Below are 15,494 nucleotides of genomic sequence, written 5' to 3'. Positions count from 1 at the left end.
AATCGCACAAAAGTGCGATTATCGGATTGAGATACCCCCCTCAGTCTCCTTAATCTGGGCCCATCGCAGCGATGCATCGGTCCGCTGCTCACTGACCCGACTCGACCTGACCAGGAGTCTCCAATGGCAGCAATCCTCTCGCTTCACGAGGCCGTGAAGCAGTTCATCCAGGATGGCGACAGTGTCGCCCTCGAAGGTTTCACCCATCTGATCCCGACCGCCGCCGGCCACGAGATCATTCGCCAGGGCAAGCGCGACTTGACCCTGGTGCGCATGACCCCGGACCTGATCTACGACCAACTGATTGGCGCCGGCTGCGCGCGCAAATTGATCTTCTCCTGGGGCGGCAACCCCGGCGTCGGTTCGCTGCACCGCCTGCGCGACGCGGTGGAAAAACAGTGGCCCCACGCCATCGAGATCGAGGAGCACAGCCACGCCGACTTGGCCAACGCCTATGTCGCCGGCGCCTCCGGCCTGCCGTTCGCGGTGCTGCGCGCCTACGCCGGCTCCGACCTGCCGAAGGTCAACCCGCTGATCAAGTCTGTCACTTGCCCGTTCACCGGCGAAGTGCTCGCCGCCGTGCCGTCGGTGCGCCCGGACGTCACCGTGATCCATGCGCAGAAGGCCGACCGCAAGGGCAACGTGCTGCTGTGGGGCATTCTCGGCGTGCAGAAGGAAGCGGCGCTTGCAGCCAAGCGCTGCATTGTCACCGTCGAGGAGATCGTCGATGACCTGCAGGCACCGATGAATGCCTGTGTGCTGCCGACCTGGGCCCTCAGCGCGGTGTGCCTGGTGCCCGGCGGCGCCCACCCGTCCTACGCCCACGGCTACTACGAGCGCGACAACCGCTTCTACCAGGCCTGGGATCCGATTGCCCGTAACCGTGAGTCGTTCACTGCCTGGATCGACACCTATATCCGTGGCACCGCCGATTTCACCGAATTCCAGGCCAGGCTGGCCAGCACCGCGGAGGCCGCGCAATGAGCTACTCCACTTCCGAAATGATGACCGTCGCCGCCGCCCGTCGCCTGCGCAACGGCGCCGTCTGCTTCGTCGGCATCGGCCTACCGTCGAAGGCCGCCAACCTTGCGCGCCTGACCTCATCGCCCGACGTGGTGCTGATCTACGAGTCCGGCCCGATCGGTGCCAAGCCCAGCGTGCTACCGCTGTCCATCGGAGACGGCGAGCTGGCCGAGACCGCCGACACCGTGGTGCCGACCGGCGAGATCTTCCGCTACTGGCTGCAAGGCGGGCGCATCGACGTCGGCTTTCTCGGCGCCGCCCAGGTCGACCGCTTCGGCAACATCAACACCACCGTGGTCGGTGACTACCACGCACCGAAGACCCGTCTGCCGGGTGCAGGCGGCGCACCGGAGATCGCCGGCTCCGCCAAGCAGGTGCTGATCATCCTCAAGCAGTCGCCGCGGGCCTTCGTCGACAAGCTCGACTTCATCACCTCGGTCGGCCATGGCGAAGGCGGCGATTCGCGCCAGCGCCTTGGCCTGCCGGGAGAGGGGCCGGTCGGCATCATTACCGACCTGTGCATCATGGAGCCGGAGGCAGATACCCACGAGTTCGTGGTCACCTCGATCCACCCAGGCGTGACCCGCGAGCAGATCATCAAAGCCACTGGCTGGGCGATCCGCTTTGCCGAAGGCGTGCAGCAAACCGCGGCACCCAGCGAGGTAGAGCTGTCCGCTTTGCGCGATCTCGAAGCGCGTACCGCCGCCGCCCATGGCCAGACGGCAGGAGAAGCCTGATGCGTGACGTCTTCATCTGCGACGCTGTTCGTACCCCTATCGGCCGTTTCGGCGGGGCCCTGGCCGGCGTGCGCGCCGACGACCTGGCGGCAGTGCCGCTCAAGGCATTGATCGAGCGTAACCCGGGTGTGCAATGGGACCGGCTCGACGAAGTGTTCTTCGGCTGTGCCAACCAGGCTGGCGAGGACAACCGTAACGTGGCGCGCATGGCGCTGTTGCTGGCCGGCTTGCCACACAGTGTCCCGGGCGTGACCCTCAACCGCCTGTGCGCGTCGGGCATGGACGCCGTCGGCAGCGCCTTCCGGGCCATCGCCAGCGGCGAAATGGAGCTGGCGATTGCCGGTGGCGTCGAGTCGATGTCCCGCGCGCCGTTCGTGATGGGCAAGGCCGAGAGCGGCTACTCGCGCAACATGAAGCTCGAGGACACCACCATCGGCTGGCGTTTCGTCAATCCGTTGATGAATGCCCAGTTCGGTGTGGACTCGATGCCCGAGACCGCCGACAACGTCGCCGATGATTACCAGGTATCGCGTGCCGACCAGGATGCCTTCGCCCTGCGCAGCCAGCAGAAGGCTGCCGCCGCGCAGGCCGCCGGCTTTTTCGCCGAGGAAATCGTGCCGGTGCGTATCCAGCACCGCAAGGGTGAGACGGTGGTCGAGCACGACGAACATCTGCGCCCGCAGACCACGCTGGAGGCACTGGCCAAGCTCAAACCAGTCAACGGCCCGGACAAGAGCGTTACCGCTGGCAACGCCTCGGGTGTCAACGACGGTGCCGCCGCGCTGATTCTGGCGTCGGCCGAGGCGGTGAAGACGCACGGCCTGACCCCACGTGCCCGGGTGCTGGGCATGGCCAGCGCCGGTGTGGCGCCACGGGTGATGGGCATCGGCCCGGTCCCCGCGGTGCGCAAGCTGACCGAGCGCCTTGGCATTGCCGTGGCCGACTTCGATGTCATCGAGCTCAATGAAGCCTTTGCCAGCCAGGGCCTGGCGGTGTTGCGCGAGCTGGGTGTGGCAGACGACGCTCCACAGGTGAACCCCAACGGTGGCGCCATCGCCCTGGGGCATCCGCTGGGCATGAGCGGGGCACGTCTGGTGCTGACGGCATTGCATCAGCTGGAGAAGAGCGGCGGGCGCAAGGGGTTGGCGACCATGTGTGTGGGCGTTGGGCAGGGGTTGGCGTTGGCTATTGAAAGGGTCTGATCCTTTGGAACCCGGCGCTCCCACGAAAATGCCTGTGCCAGGCTACGTGGGAGCGGGCTTGTCCCGCCATGACGCACGGGCAAGGCGGAACGAGTGTGTAACCAGGTATGTCTAGAATTACCTGTGACCCTCCAGGAGCAAACGCACCATGACCTCAACCTATTACACCGGCGAAGAACGCAGCAAGCGTATCTTCGCCATCGTCGGCGCCTCGTCGGGCAACCTGGTGGAATGGTTCGACTTCTATGTCTACGCCTTCTGCGCCATCTACTTCGCCCCGGCCTTCTTCCCCTCCGACGACCCCACGGTGCAGTTGCTCAACACCGCCGGCGTGTTCGCCGCAGGCTTCCTGATGCGCCCTATCGGCGGCTGGATCTTCGGCCGCCTGGCCGACCGTCACGGGCGCAAGAACTCGCTGATGATCTCGGTGCTGATGATGTGCGGCGGCTCGCTGATCATCGCCTGCCTGCCCACCTACGCCAGCATCGGCACCTGGGCGCCAGCGCTGCTGCTCCTGGCGCGGTTGATCCAGGGGCTGTCGGTGGGCGGTGAGTACGGCACCACCGCCACCTACATGAGCGAAGTGGCGCTGCGTGGCCAACGCGGTTTCTTTGCCTCGTTCCAGTACGTCACCCTGATTGGCGGCCAGTTGCTGGCGGTGCTGGTGGTGGTGATCCTGCAGCAACTGCTCACCGAGGACGAACTGCGCGCCTATGGCTGGCGCATCCCGTTCGTGGTCGGTGCCATTGCCGCGTTGATCTCGCTGATGCTGCGCCGTTCGCTGAAGGAGACCAGCAGCGCCGAGACCCGCCAGGACAAGGATGCCGGCAGCATCAGCGGGCTGTTCCGCAATCACGCTGCCGCGTTTATCACGGTGCTGGGCTATACCGCCGGTGGTTCGCTGATCTTCTATACCTTCACCACCTACATGCAGAAGTACCTGGTCAACACCGCCGGCATGAACGCCAAGAGCGCCAGTTTCGTCATGACCGGCGCGCTGTTCCTGTTCATGATCCTGCAGCCGCTGTTCGGCATGCTCTCCGACCGCATCGGTCGGCGTAATTCGATGCTGCTGTTCGGCGCCCTGGGGACGCTATTCACCGTCCCCTTGCTGATGGCGCTGAAGACCGTGACCAGCCCGTTCATGGCCTTCGTGCTGGTGACCCTGGCCTTGTGCATCGTCAGCTTCTACACCTCCATCAGCGGCCTGGTGAAGGCCGAGATGTTCCCGCCACAGGTTCGCGCATTGGGCGTGGGGCTGGCCTACGCCGTGGCCAACGCGGTGTTCGGCGGCTCGGCCGAATACGTGGCACTGGGCTTGAAAACCTTGGGGATGGAGAACACCTTCTACTGGTACGTGACCGCCATGATGGCGGTGGCTTTCCTGTTCAGCCTGCGCCTGCCGAAGCAGGCGGCGTACCTGCACCATGATCACTAAGGACGTTGCATGAGCAACCAACTGTTCGACGCCTACTTCACCGCCCCGGCCATGCGCGAGGTTTTCTCCGACCGGGGCCGGCTGCAGGGCATGCTCGACTTCGAGGCGGCCCTGGCCCGTGCCGAAGCGGCCGCCGGGCTGGTGCCGCACACGGCGGTGACTGCCATCGAGGCGGCCTGCAAGGCCGAGCGCTATGATGCCCGGGCGCTGGCCGACGCCATCGCGGTGGCCGGCAATTCGGCGATCCCGCTGGTCAAGGCCCTGGGCAAGGTGGTCGCCAGTGGCGTACCCGAGGCCGAGCGCTACGTGCACCTGGGCGCTACCAGCCAGGATGCGATGGACAGCGGCCTGGTGCTGCAACTGCGCCATGCCCTGGGATTGCTCGAAAACGATCTCGGCAAGCTGGCCGACACCCTGGCGCATCAGGCATTGCAGCATGCCGACACGCCGCTGGTGGGGCGGACCTGGCTGCAGCATGCAACGCCGGTGACGCTGGGCATGAAGCTGGCCGGTTTGCTCGGCGCCCTCACTCGCCATCGGCAACGCCTCAAGGAACTGCGCCCGCGCCTGCTGGTACTGCAGTTCGGTGGCGCTTCCGGCAGCCTGGCGGCGCTGGGCAGCAAAGCGCTGCCGGTGGCCGAGGCCCTGGCCGCGCAACTGAAGCTGACCTTGCCTGAACAGCCATGGCACACCCAGCGCGACCGCCTGGTGGAGTTCGCCTCGGTGCTGGGCCTGGTCGCCGGCAGCCTGGGCAAGTTCGGCCGTGACGTCAGCCTGCTGATGCAGACCGAGGCAGGCGAGTTGTTCGAACCCGCCGCACCGGGCAAGGGCGGGTCCTCGACCATGCCGCATAAACGCAATCCGGTCGGGGCGGCGGTGTTGATCGGCGCCGCTACCCGCGTGCCCGGGCTGCTCTCGACCTTGTTCAGCGCGATGCCCCAGGAGCACGAACGCAGCCTCGGCCTGTGGCACGCCGAGTGGGAAACCCTGCCGGAGATCTGCTGCCTGGTCTCCGGAGCACTGCGCCAGGCCCAGCTAATCGCCGAAGGCATGGAGGTGGACGCCGAACGCATGCGCCGCAATCTCGACCTCACCCAGGGCCTGGTGCTGGCCGAGGCGGTCAGTATTGTCCTCGCCCAACGCCTGGGCCGCGACCGTGCCCATCACCTGCTGGAGCAGTGCTGCCAGCGCGCCGTGGCCGAAGGGCGCCATCTGCGTGCAGTGCTCGGTGATGAGCCGCAGGTCAACGCCGAGTTGTCCGGCGACGAGCTCGACCGCCTGCTCGACCCCACCCATTACCTGGGCCAGGCCCGCGTCTGGGTGGCGCGCGCCGTGGCCGAACATCAACGTTTCACTGCCTGATAGGAGACCGCTGTGGCGCTTTTGCAACTGGCCGATGGCGTACTGAACTACCAACTCGATGGCCCGGCCGATGCGCAGGTGCTGGTGCTGTCCAACTCCCTGGGCACCGACCTGGGCATGTGGGATGTGCAGATTCCCGCCTGGAGCGAACACTTTCGCGTGCTGCGCTACGACACCCGTGGCCATGGCGGCTCGCTGGTCACTCAAGGCCCCTACAGCATCGAACAGCTGGGGGGCGACGTGCTGGCCCTGCTCGATGCGCTGGACATCGAGCATGCGCACTTCGTCGGCCTGTCCATGGGCGGCCTGATCGGCCAGTGGCTGGGCATCAACGCCGGCCACCGCCTGCACAGCCTGACCCTGTGCAACACCGCGGCGAAGATCGCCAACGACGAGGTCTGGAACTCTCGCATCAACACGGTGCTCAAGGGGGGGCAGCAAGCCATGGCGGACCTGCGCGATGGCTCCATCGCCCGTTGGTTCACCCCGGCCTTCGCCCAGGCGCAGCCGGCCGAGGCCCAGCGCATCTGCCAGATGCTCGCGCACACCAGCCCAGAAGGCTATGCCGCCAACTGCGCGGCGGTACGTGATGCCGATTACCGCGAACAGCTGGGGCGCATCCAGGTGCCGACGCTGGTGGTGGCGGGCACCGCGGACGTGGTCACCACGCCTGAGCATGGCCGCTTCATGCACCGCCGCATCGTCAACGCGACCTATGCCGAGTTCCCGGCGGCGCACCTGTCCAACGTCGAGATCGGCGCGGCCTTCACCGCCCGTGTGCTCGATTTCCTGCTGGCCCGCTGAGGAACCTGCCATGGATGAGAAACAACGTTACGAAGCCGGCATGCAGGTGCGTCGCGCGGTGCTCGGCGATGCCCACGTGGACCGCAGCCTGGAAAAGCTCAATGATTTCAACGGCGAGTTCCAGGAGATGATCACCCGGCACGCCTGGGGCGATATCTGGACCCGCCCCGGCCTGCCACGGCACACCCGTAGCCTGATCACCATCGCCATGCTGATCGGCATGAACCGCAACGACGAACTCAAGCTGCACCTGCGCGCGGCCGCCAACAATGGCGTGACGCGGGAGGAGATCAAGGAAGTGATCATGCAGAGCGCGATCTACTGCGGCATCCCGGCGGCCAATGCCACGTTCCACCTGGCCGAGTCGGTGTGGGATGAACTTGGGGTGGAGTCCAGGCAGTAACGCATCGCGGGGCAAGTCGCATCGGCGCACCGCCGCGACTTGCCCCGCGATCACTTCACACGACTGCTTTCTTCTGGCGAACGGCAACAGGCCCGGCATTGGCCTCCACGGCCTTTTTCAGCTCGCCGCACAGCCCAACCATGAACGCCAGCTCCGCCACCACGAACAGCGGGCCGATGATAAGCCCGCTGAGGTCATCGACAAATGCCGGCTTGCGCCCTTCGTAGGCATGTCCGACGAACTGGATGATCCAGCCCACCACGAACGCACCCAGCCCGGCACTCAACCACAGCCCGGTACTCTGCACGGCCAGCGCGTGGCCGGCCCACAGGCACAAGCCCAGCAGCAGGCCCATCACCAGGCCGAAGCGCAGGTCCAGGCGCAGGTAAAACCATACTGACCAGATCGCCAGCAGCAGCGCTGGCGACAGCCAGAGGCCCACCACCTCCCAGCCCGGGCGTGACAGCAGCACGGTCACGGCCAGCACTATCAGCGGAATGCCGATGAAGTGGGTGGCGATGTTGCGTGGATCGCGGTGGTAGGCCGCGTATTGACTCAAGTGCTCGACGAGGTTTTTCATTGTTGTTCCTCCATCAGGGGTGAGCACAGCTTGCCCCTGTCCATTCATCGTCGTCTGTCGCCTGGCCGACAGAGTTCGCTTTGCGAGGTGCCATGCACGATCCGCGTACCCAGCTGCTGCATGGCCAATGGTTCCGGCAGTTGCCCGTTACCGTTCAGGATAGTCTGCTGGCCCTGGGCCGTCCGCGTGAGCTGGCAGCGGGGCAGCGACTGTTCCAGCGCGGCGATGCGCCGTGTGGCTTGTATGCGGTACTCGAAGGGGCGATGCGGGTCGGGGCGGTCAGCAGCGCAGGCAAGGAGGCGTTGCTGACGCTGGTCGAGTCACCCCACTGGTTCGGCGAGATCAGCCTGTTCGATGGCCAGCCGCGCACCCATGACGCCTATGCCGAGGGGCCGACACGCCTGCTGTGGATTCCCCAGGCGCCGTTGCTGGAATGGTTGGCCCGCCAGCCAGAGTACTGGCGCGACCTGGCCCTGCTGATGAGCCACAAGTTGCGCTGGGTGTTCGTCGCCCTCGAGCAGCAGAGCCTGCTGGCCGCCGCGCCGCGGGTGGCGCAACGGCTGTTGCAGATGGCCGAGGGCTACGGTGAGCGCGATGTCGCCCAATGGCGGCTGCAGGTGTCCCAGGAACAGCTGGCCTTGATGCTGTCGCTGTCGCGCCAGACCATCAACCAGATCCTCAGGAGCCTCGAACAGGCCGGCGTGGTGCGCCTGGGCTATGGCGAGGTGGAGATTGTCGATGCGTCACGTCTGCGGGCGATGGGGCAGCATCCAGGCTGACCAGCGTGTCGATCATTGCCTGCGCCGCCGGTGACAGGCGCTGGCCACTGCGGCTGATCACTCCACAACGCACGCTGAGTACTTGCAGACCTGGCGGCAGGTTGCGCCAGTGCAGACGCACCAGATGGCCGGCGGCCAGGTCCTCGACCACCGCCTCTTCGCTGGCCGTACCGATGGCGTCGCTGGCCAGCACCACGCTGCGCAGCACCGCCAGGTGCTCGGTCTGCAGGTGCGGGGTGAAGTCGGTGCGTCCGCTGAGATTGGCCAGGCGTTTGCGCACGCCGGGGGCCAGCAGGGCGCTGGCCAGCGGGTAGGCGAACAGGTCGTTGGTCGACAGGCTGTCCTTGGCCAGCAATGGGTGCCCGGGGCGGCAGAAGAACAGGCCTGGCCGCGGGGACAGTGCCTCGGTGTGGAAGTTGGGATCGGCCTCGAAGGGCCGCACGTCATCGACGAAAAACTCGATCTGCTCGCGACGCAGGGCCTGGCCAAGGCGCTCGGCATTGTCCACCAGCAGGTCGGTGCGGATACCGGGATGAGTCCTGATGAAATGTTGCAGGGCCTGGGGCACCAGGCGCACGGCCAGGGCCGGGCCGCTGCCGAAGTGCAGCTCTCCGGCATCGAGCTTGGTCATCTGCAGGACGTCGTTGTTCAGTTGCGCGGCGCCCTGGACCAGGCGACGGGCATGTTGCAACACCACATGGCCCTCGGGGGTGGGGGGCAATGCCTTGCTGGCGCGATCGACCAGGGCGCAGCCAAAGGTATGTTCGAGGTTCTGGATTGCGCGGCTGAAGGCGGGTTGGGTGATGCCCATGGCGTCGGCGGCGCGGACGAAACTGCGGTATTCGGTGAGGGCGATGAAATAGCGCAGTTGGCGGAGGTCCATGCTCGGGCTCTGGTGCGGGGATCGGAGCTTGGTTTTAGCGGCTTGTTACATATAGCGTCAAAGAATGTTATTTGATTTGCATATGTTATTTGGTTATTTGCCGGACGGCAGGTCCAATCGCGAGGCAAGTCGGGTCGCCGCATCGCCGCTCCCATGCCGCTCCTGTTTTGTGCGGGCGGCGTGGGAGCGGGCTTCCCGCGATGGCTTCAAAGAAGATTGAACGGGTAGCTGACAATCAAGCGGTTCTCATCGAACGCGTTGCTGCTGAAATCCCTGCGCATGGTCGAATTACGCCACTTCACCGACAGGTCCTTGAAGGTTCCGGCCTGCACCACGTAGGCCAGCTCGGTCTCCCGGGCCCATTCCTTGCCATCGTCCACCCCTCCGGCATGCACGTTGTCGCCTTTGATGTAGCGGTTCATCAAGGTCAGGCCGGGGATACCGACGGTGACGAAATTGAAGTCGTGACGCAGTTGCCAGGAGCGCTCCTTGGCATTGTCGAAGCTGGCGTTGTAACTGTCGTTGGCCAGTGTGCCGCCACTGGTGCCGTTGACGCGCATCCAGGCGTCGTCGCCACTGACCTTCTGCAGGCCCATATAGAAGGTGTGGCCCTGGTAGCGCGCCGAGAGCATGGCCGAGGTGGTGCGGTTGTCCAGGTCGCCGGCGCGGGCGCTGCCATCCTCCTTGCCGAGGAAGTAGCCCAGGTTGGCGCCCAGGGTCCAGTCGCCCAACGGCTGGCTGTGCACCAGGTTCAGATACTGCTGGCGATAGATGTCTTTCAGCCGGGCATCCCACAGGCCGAGCATCGTGCGTTTGTCGTTGAAGCTGTATTCGCCGCCGGCGAAGTTGAAGCGGTCAGAGGTGATACCGGCACGCCCCTGCATGAACAGGTCTTCCATGCTCGCATCGTTGCGCGGGCTGTTGCCGCGGAACTGGCCGGCGTACAGGGTCAGGCCGTCGATCTCCTTCGAGGTGAGCTGACCGCCGCGGAACGTCTGCGGCAGCGAGCGGCCATCGTCCGAACGCAGGATCGGCAGCACCGGCATCCATTCGCCGACTTTGAGTTCGGTCTGCGACAGGCGCGTCTTGAACGCCACCCCCAGGCGGCCGAAATCGTCCGCCGGGCGGCCGTCGTCATGCACCGGCAGCAGGTGGGTGCCGGCGGTGCCCTTGCCGCCATCGAGCTTGACCGAGTAAAGCCCCAGCACATCGATGCCGAAACCGACGGTGCCTTGGGTGAAGCCGGAGCGGGCGTCGAGAATGAAACTCTGGGTCCATTCCTCGGCCTTGCCCTGGGGATTGGCTGGGTCGACGAAGTTGCGGTTGATGTAGAAGTTGCGCAGGTTGAGGCTGGCCTTGGCGTCTTCCAGGAAGCCACCTTCGGCGGCCACGCCGGGCAGGGCGCAGGACAGGGCCAACAGGCCGGGCAGCAGCTGGCGTGCGGGTTGCAAAGTGCTCATCTGTCGTGGATCTCTTGTTTTTATTGGGCGAGCCGGGTCGCTGCGGGTACGGCCGCAGGGATGGGCATCTTTAGAGAGAACTTGTGCAACGTTGCGGGGGCGATGGTGCGGGGGAGGGTGGGGGCTAGGCAATTCGTTGCAAGCGGAACGGGGCGGTTATCGAACGCAATGTGACCGCGCAACAAAAAGCCCACCGCGAGGGTGGGCTTGGTGCCGTTACCGGTCCAGTCAGCCTTTCGGTGTCTGGATCGAAGCCTGCTGCTGGGTCTGCTCGTACCAGCCGCCGCCGAGGGCCTTGTACAGGTTGACCTCGCTGACCAACTGCGACAGGCGATCACCGATCAGCGACTGCTGGGCGCTGAACAGGTTGCGCTGGGCATCGAGGAAGGTCAGGTTGCTGTCGATACCGATGCGGTAGCGGCGCTCGGCCAGGCGGTAGTAGTCCTGGTTGGCCGCGACCAGGTCGCGTTGCGCCTGCAGTTGCTCTTCGAACGTCTTGCGTGCGGCCAGGCCATCGGCGACTTCCTGGAAGGCGGTCTGGATGGTCTTTTCGTACTTGGCGACGTTGATGTCCTTCTGGATCTTCGAGTAGTCCAGGCTGGCCCGCAGGCTGCCGGCGTTGAAGATCGGCAGGTTGATCTGCGGCTGGAACAGCCAGGTGCCCGAACCACCCTTGAACAGCCCGCCCATATCCGGGCTCAGGGTACCGGCGTTGGCGGTCAGGCTGATGCTCGGGAAGAACGCTGCCCGCGCTGCGCCGATGTTGGCGTTGGCGGCCTTGAGCAGATGCTCGGCCTCCTGGATGTCGGGGCGGCGCTGCAGGATGTCGGACGGCAGGCCGGCCGGCACTTCGGCCAGCTGGTCGGCATTGAGCTCCAGCGGCTTGGGCAGGTTGGCCGGCACGCCGGTACCTACCAGCACGGTGAGGCTGTTCAGGTCCTGGGCGACCAGGCGCTGGTACTGCGACAACTTGACGCGAGCGCCTTCGACGGCGGTGCGCGCCTGGCTCAGGTCCAGGGCCGAGGCCACGCCCACCTCATTGCTGCGGCGGGTGAGGTTGTAGCTCTCTTCGTACGTCTTGAGCGTTTCCTCGGTCAGTTTCAACAGCGCCTGGTCGGCCTGCCACGTGTAATAGGCGTTGGCCACGCTGGCCACCAGGCTGATCTGCGTGGAGCGGCGCGCCTGTTCGCTGGACAGGTAGGTTTCCAGGGCCTGCTGGGTCAGGCTGCGCACCCGGCCGAACAGGTCCAGCTCATAGGCACTGACACCCAGGGTGGCCGAGTACTGGCTGGTTATATTCGCCTCGCCAGTTTGTGACATGTTCGCCGGCACCCGCTGGCGGCTGCCGCTGCCATTGGCGGAAACCGCCGGCAGCAGGTCGGCGCGCTGGATGCGGTACTGCGCGCGGTAGGCGTCGATGTTCAACGCCGCGACCCGCAGGTCGCGGTTGTTTTCCAGCGACGTCTGGATCAACTGCTGCAGCGCCGGGTCGTGGAAGAACTGGCGCCAGCCCTGTTCGGCCGCGGCGACGTCGGCCGATTGGGTCGGCGAGTACGCTGGGCCTTGAGGCCACTGCGCGGCCACCGGCGCCTCTGGCGTCTGGTAGTCGGGGATCAGCGAGCAACCGCCGAGGATGAAGGCGGTTACCGCCAGGGACAACAAAGACTTGGTCATTGCCCAGCCTCATAACGTGGAGTTTCAGGGGTGGCGTGTTCTTTCGGCTCTTTGCTGCCGAACAGCGACGACACTGCGACGAAGAATAGAGGTACCCAGAAGATGGCCAGTATGGTTGCACTGATCATGCCGCCGATCACACCGGTGCCGATGGCGTGCTGGCTACCCGCGCCGGCGCCACTGGCGATGGTCAACGGTACCACGCCGAGGATGAACGCCAGTGAGGTCATGATGATCGGGCGCAGACGCATGCGGCATGCTTCGATGGCCGCGTCGTACAGGCTGCGGCCCTGTTCGTGCAGCTCCTTGGCGAACTCGACGATCAGGATGGCGTTCTTCGCCGCCAGGCCGATGGTGGTCAGCAAGCCGACCAGGAAGTACACGTCGTTGGACAAGCCGCGCAGGCTGGTGGCGAGCAGGGCACCGATGATACCCAGTGGCACGACCAGCACGACTGCGATCGGGATCGACCAGCTTTCATACAGCGCTGCCAGGCAGAGGAACACGAACAGCACCGAGAGGGCGAACAGTGCCGGCATTTGCGAGCCGGAAAGTTTTTCCTCGTAGGACATGCCGGTCCAGGAGAAGCCGATGCCGGTTGGCAGTTCGCCGGCGATACGCTCGACTTCGGCCATGGCTTCACCGGTACTGTAGCCTGGTGCCGGGGTACCAAGGATCTCGACCGCTTCCACGCCGTTGTAGCGCGACAGCTTCGGCGAGCCGTAGGTCCATTCGCCCTTGGCGAATGACGAGAAGGGCACCATCTCGCCCTTGCCGTTGCGCACGTACCACTTCTGCAGGTCTTCCGGGCTCATCCGGGCGTTGGGCGCACCTTGGATGTAGACTTTCTTGACCCGGCCACGGTCGATGAAGTCGTTGACGTAGCTACCGCCCAGGGCGATCGACAGGGTGTTGTTGATGTCGGCGATGGTCACGCCCAAGGCACTGGCGCGTTCGTCGTCGATGGTCAGCTGGTACTGCGGCTCGTCGTTCAGGCCGTTAGGACGCACGGCGCTGAGGATCTTGCTCTGCGCGGCTTTGGCCAGGAACTGGTTGCGCGCTTCCATCAGCTTAGCGTGGCCGACCCCGGCGCGGTCCTGGAGGAAGACGTCGAAGCCGGTGGCATTACCCAGTTCGAGTACCGCTGGCGGGGCGAAGGCGAATACCATCGCGTCACGGAAGCCGAAGAAGTGCATCTGCGCGCGCTGGGCAAGGGCGAACACGCTGTTCTCCTTCGAGCGCTCACCCCAGGGCTTGAGCATGATGAACGCCATGCCTGAGCTCTGGCCGCGACCGGCGAAGTTGAAGCCGTTCACTGTGAACACCGACGAGACGGTATCGGCTTCGTCCTTGAGCAGGTACTCGCGCATCTGGTCGACCACTACCTGGGTGCGCTCGGCACTGGAACCGGCCGGGGTCTGCACCTGGGCGAACAGCACGCCTTGGTCTTCTTCCGGCAGGAATGCGGTCGGGATGCGGGCGAACAGCCAGATCATGCCGACCACGATCAGCGCGTAGGCCAGCAGGAACGGGATCTTGTTGCGCAGGATGGTGCCGACGCTACGCTCATAGCCGACGACGCTGCGGTCGAAGTTGCGGTTGAACCAGCCAAAGAAGCCGCGCTTGGCGACATGGTGCTCGCCCTTCTTCAGCGGCTTGAGCATGGTGGCGCACAAGGCCGGGGTGAAGATCAGCGCGACCAGCACCGACAGGCCCATGGCCGAGACGATGGTGATGGAGAATTGGCGGTAGATCACACCGGTGGAGCCGCCGAAGAAGGCCATCGGCAACAGTACTGCCGACAGTACCAGGGCGATACCCACCAGGGCGCCCTGGATCTGTTCCATGGAGCGCTTGGTCGCCTCCTTGGGCGGTAACCCTTCCTCGGACATCACCCGTTCGACGTTCTCCACCACGACGATGGCATCGTCCACCAGCAAGCCGATGGCCAGGACCATGGCGAACATGGTCAGGGTGTTGATGCTGAAGCCGGCGGCGGCGAGGATGCCGAAGGTCCCGAGCAACACCACCGGCACGGTCATGGTGGTGATGATGGTGGCGCGGAAGTTCTGCAGGAACAGGTACATCACCAGGAACACCAGGACCACCGCTTCGATCAGGGTGTGGATCACGCCGCTGATCGATTCGGTAACCACCGGGGTGGTGTCATATGGGAACACGGCCTTCACCCCCGGCGGGAAGAACGGTTCCAGGTCGCTGATGGTCTTGCGCAGAGCCTTGGCGGTATCCAGAGCATTGGCGCCGGTCGCCAACTTGACCGCCAGGCCCGAGGCCGGCTTGCCGTTGAACTGGGCGCTGATGGCGTAGTTCTCACCGCCCAGGCCGACCTGAGCCACGTCCCCCAGGCGTACCTGGGAGCCGTCGGCATTGACCTTGAGCAGGATCTTCTCGAATTGCTCGGCGGTCTGCAGACGGGTCTTGCCGATGATGGTGGCGTTGAGCTGGGTACCTGGCAGTGCCGGCAGGCCGCCAAGCTGGCCGGAGGACACCTGCACGTTCTGCGCGGCGACCGCGGTGCGCACGTCAACCGGGGTCAGCTGGAACTTGTTCAGCTTGGCCGGATCCAGCCAGATGCGCATGGCGTACTGCGCACCGAACACCTGGAAGTCGCCCACGCCTGCGGTCCGCGAGATCGGGTCCTGCATGTTGGAGACGATGTAGTTGGCCAGGTCGTCCTTGGTCATGCTGCCGTCTTCGGACACCAGGCCGATCACCAGCAGGAAGTTCTTCACAGCCTTGGTGACGCGGATACCTTGCTGCTGCACTTCCTGCGGCAGCAGCGGGGTGGCCAGGTTCAGCTTGTTCTGTACCTGGACCTGCGCGGTGTCCGAGTTGGTGCCCTGCTCGAAGGTCGCGGTGATGGTCATGCTGCCGTCGGAGTTACTTTCCGACGACACATAACGCAGGTTGTCGATACCGTTGAGCTGCTGCTCGATAACCTGCACCACGGTGTCCTGCACCGTCTGCGCCGAGGCGCCCGGGTAGGTGACGGAGATGGCGATGGCCGGCGGGGCGATGCTCGGGTACTGGTTGATCGGCAGCTTCAGGATCGACAGGGCGCCGACCAGCATGATCACCAGGGCGATCACCCAGGCGAAGATCGGGCGATCGATAAAGAACTTCGACAT

Annotated in this window: 13 protein-coding genes; 8 read left to right on the top strand and 5 right to left on the bottom strand. The window is 65.1% G+C overall.

Annotated features, from left to right (window positions below; all coding sequences use genetic code 11):
- Nucleotides 1-123: 123 nt before the first annotated feature.
- The 7 genes from BMY03_RS02560 (at nt 124) to pcaC (ending at nt 6,969) form a co-directional block, all read left to right on the top strand.
- Nucleotides 124-984 carry a CoA transferase subunit A gene (locus tag BMY03_RS02560; RefSeq protein WP_094010170.1) on the top strand — a complete coding sequence of 287 codons (861 nt, stop codon included), beginning with the start codon at nt 124-126 and terminating at the stop codon, nt 982-984.
- A complete protein-coding gene (locus BMY03_RS02555) occupies nt 981-1,760 on the top strand; it encodes a CoA-transferase subunit beta (RefSeq protein ID WP_023632036.1) in 780 nt (259 codons plus the stop codon). Before BMY03_RS02560 ends, BMY03_RS02555 begins: the two co-directional genes overlap by 4 nt.
- The gene (pcaF, locus tag BMY03_RS02550; protein ID WP_177182878.1) at nt 1,757-2,962 is read left to right on the top strand and encodes a 3-oxoadipyl-CoA thiolase; all 1,206 of its coding nucleotides are present in this window, start codon (nt 1,757-1,759) and stop codon (nt 2,960-2,962) included. The genes BMY03_RS02555 and pcaF overlap by 4 nt, the downstream gene beginning before the upstream one ends.
- Before the next feature lie 148 nt (nt 2,963-3,110).
- Nucleotides 3,111-4,400, top strand: coding sequence for an MFS family transporter (locus tag BMY03_RS02545; RefSeq protein ID WP_023632037.1), 1,290 nt, complete (start codon nt 3,111-3,113; stop codon nt 4,398-4,400).
- Between the two features lie 9 nt (nt 4,401-4,409).
- A complete protein-coding gene (locus BMY03_RS02540; RefSeq protein ID WP_094010168.1) occupies nt 4,410-5,762 on the top strand; it encodes a 3-carboxy-cis,cis-muconate cycloisomerase in 1,353 nt (450 codons plus the stop codon).
- Between the two features lie 12 nt (nt 5,763-5,774).
- Nucleotides 5,775-6,566 carry a 3-oxoadipate enol-lactonase gene (gene pcaD, locus BMY03_RS02535; RefSeq protein WP_094010167.1) on the top strand — a complete coding sequence of 264 codons (792 nt, stop codon included), beginning with the start codon at nt 5,775-5,777 and terminating at the stop codon, nt 6,564-6,566.
- A 10-nt stretch (nt 6,567-6,576) separates the two neighbouring features.
- A complete protein-coding gene (gene pcaC / locus BMY03_RS02530; RefSeq protein WP_046856920.1) occupies nt 6,577-6,969 on the top strand; it encodes a 4-carboxymuconolactone decarboxylase in 393 nt (130 codons plus the stop codon).
- Between the two features lie 55 nt (nt 6,970-7,024).
- On the opposite strand, the gene BMY03_RS02525 is transcribed toward pcaC, so the two are convergent.
- A complete protein-coding gene (locus tag BMY03_RS02525) occupies nt 7,025-7,549 on the bottom strand; it encodes an Mpo1 family 2-hydroxy fatty acid dioxygenase (RefSeq protein WP_094010166.1) in 525 nt (174 codons plus the stop codon).
- A gap of 92 nt (nt 7,550-7,641) precedes the next feature.
- Here BMY03_RS02525 and BMY03_RS02520 point away from each other — a divergent pair, with 92 nt between their 5' ends.
- On the top strand, nt 7,642-8,328 hold the full coding sequence (locus tag BMY03_RS02520) for a Crp/Fnr family transcriptional regulator (RefSeq protein ID WP_023631937.1): 687 nt from the start codon (nt 7,642-7,644) through the stop codon (nt 8,326-8,328).
- On the opposite strand, the gene BMY03_RS02515 is transcribed toward BMY03_RS02520, so the two are convergent.
- From BMY03_RS02515 to ttgB, 4 genes are all read right to left on the bottom strand, one after another.
- Nucleotides 8,228-9,211, bottom strand: coding sequence for a LysR family transcriptional regulator (locus BMY03_RS02515; protein ID WP_094010165.1), 984 nt, complete (start codon nt 9,209-9,211; stop codon nt 8,228-8,230). The two genes, BMY03_RS02520 and BMY03_RS02515, sit on opposite strands and share 101 nt — an antisense overlap.
- Nucleotides 9,212-9,417: 206 nt before the next feature.
- The gene (locus BMY03_RS02510) at nt 9,418-10,671 is read right to left on the bottom strand and encodes an OprD family porin (RefSeq protein ID WP_094010164.1); all 1,254 of its coding nucleotides are present in this window, start codon (nt 10,669-10,671) and stop codon (nt 9,418-9,420) included.
- Nucleotides 10,672-10,899: 228 nt separating this feature from the next.
- Nucleotides 10,900-12,345, bottom strand: a complete 1,446-nt coding sequence (locus BMY03_RS02505) for an AdeC/AdeK/OprM family multidrug efflux complex outer membrane factor (RefSeq protein WP_038705526.1) — start codon at nt 12,343-12,345, stop codon at nt 10,900-10,902.
- The gene (ttgB, locus tag BMY03_RS02500) at nt 12,342-15,494 is read right to left on the bottom strand and encodes a multidrug efflux RND transporter permease subunit TtgB (protein WP_023630221.1); all 3,153 of its coding nucleotides are present in this window, start codon (nt 15,492-15,494) and stop codon (nt 12,342-12,344) included. The genes BMY03_RS02505 and ttgB overlap by 4 nt, the downstream gene beginning before the upstream one ends.

The sequence above is a fragment of the Pseudomonas soli genome (assembly GCF_900110655.1).
Taxonomy (GTDB): Bacteria; Pseudomonadota; Gammaproteobacteria; order Pseudomonadales; family Pseudomonadaceae; genus Aquipseudomonas; species Aquipseudomonas soli.
The sequence above is the reverse complement of the archived record's forward strand: the minus strand, read 5'-3'. Positions and strand labels throughout refer to the sequence as shown.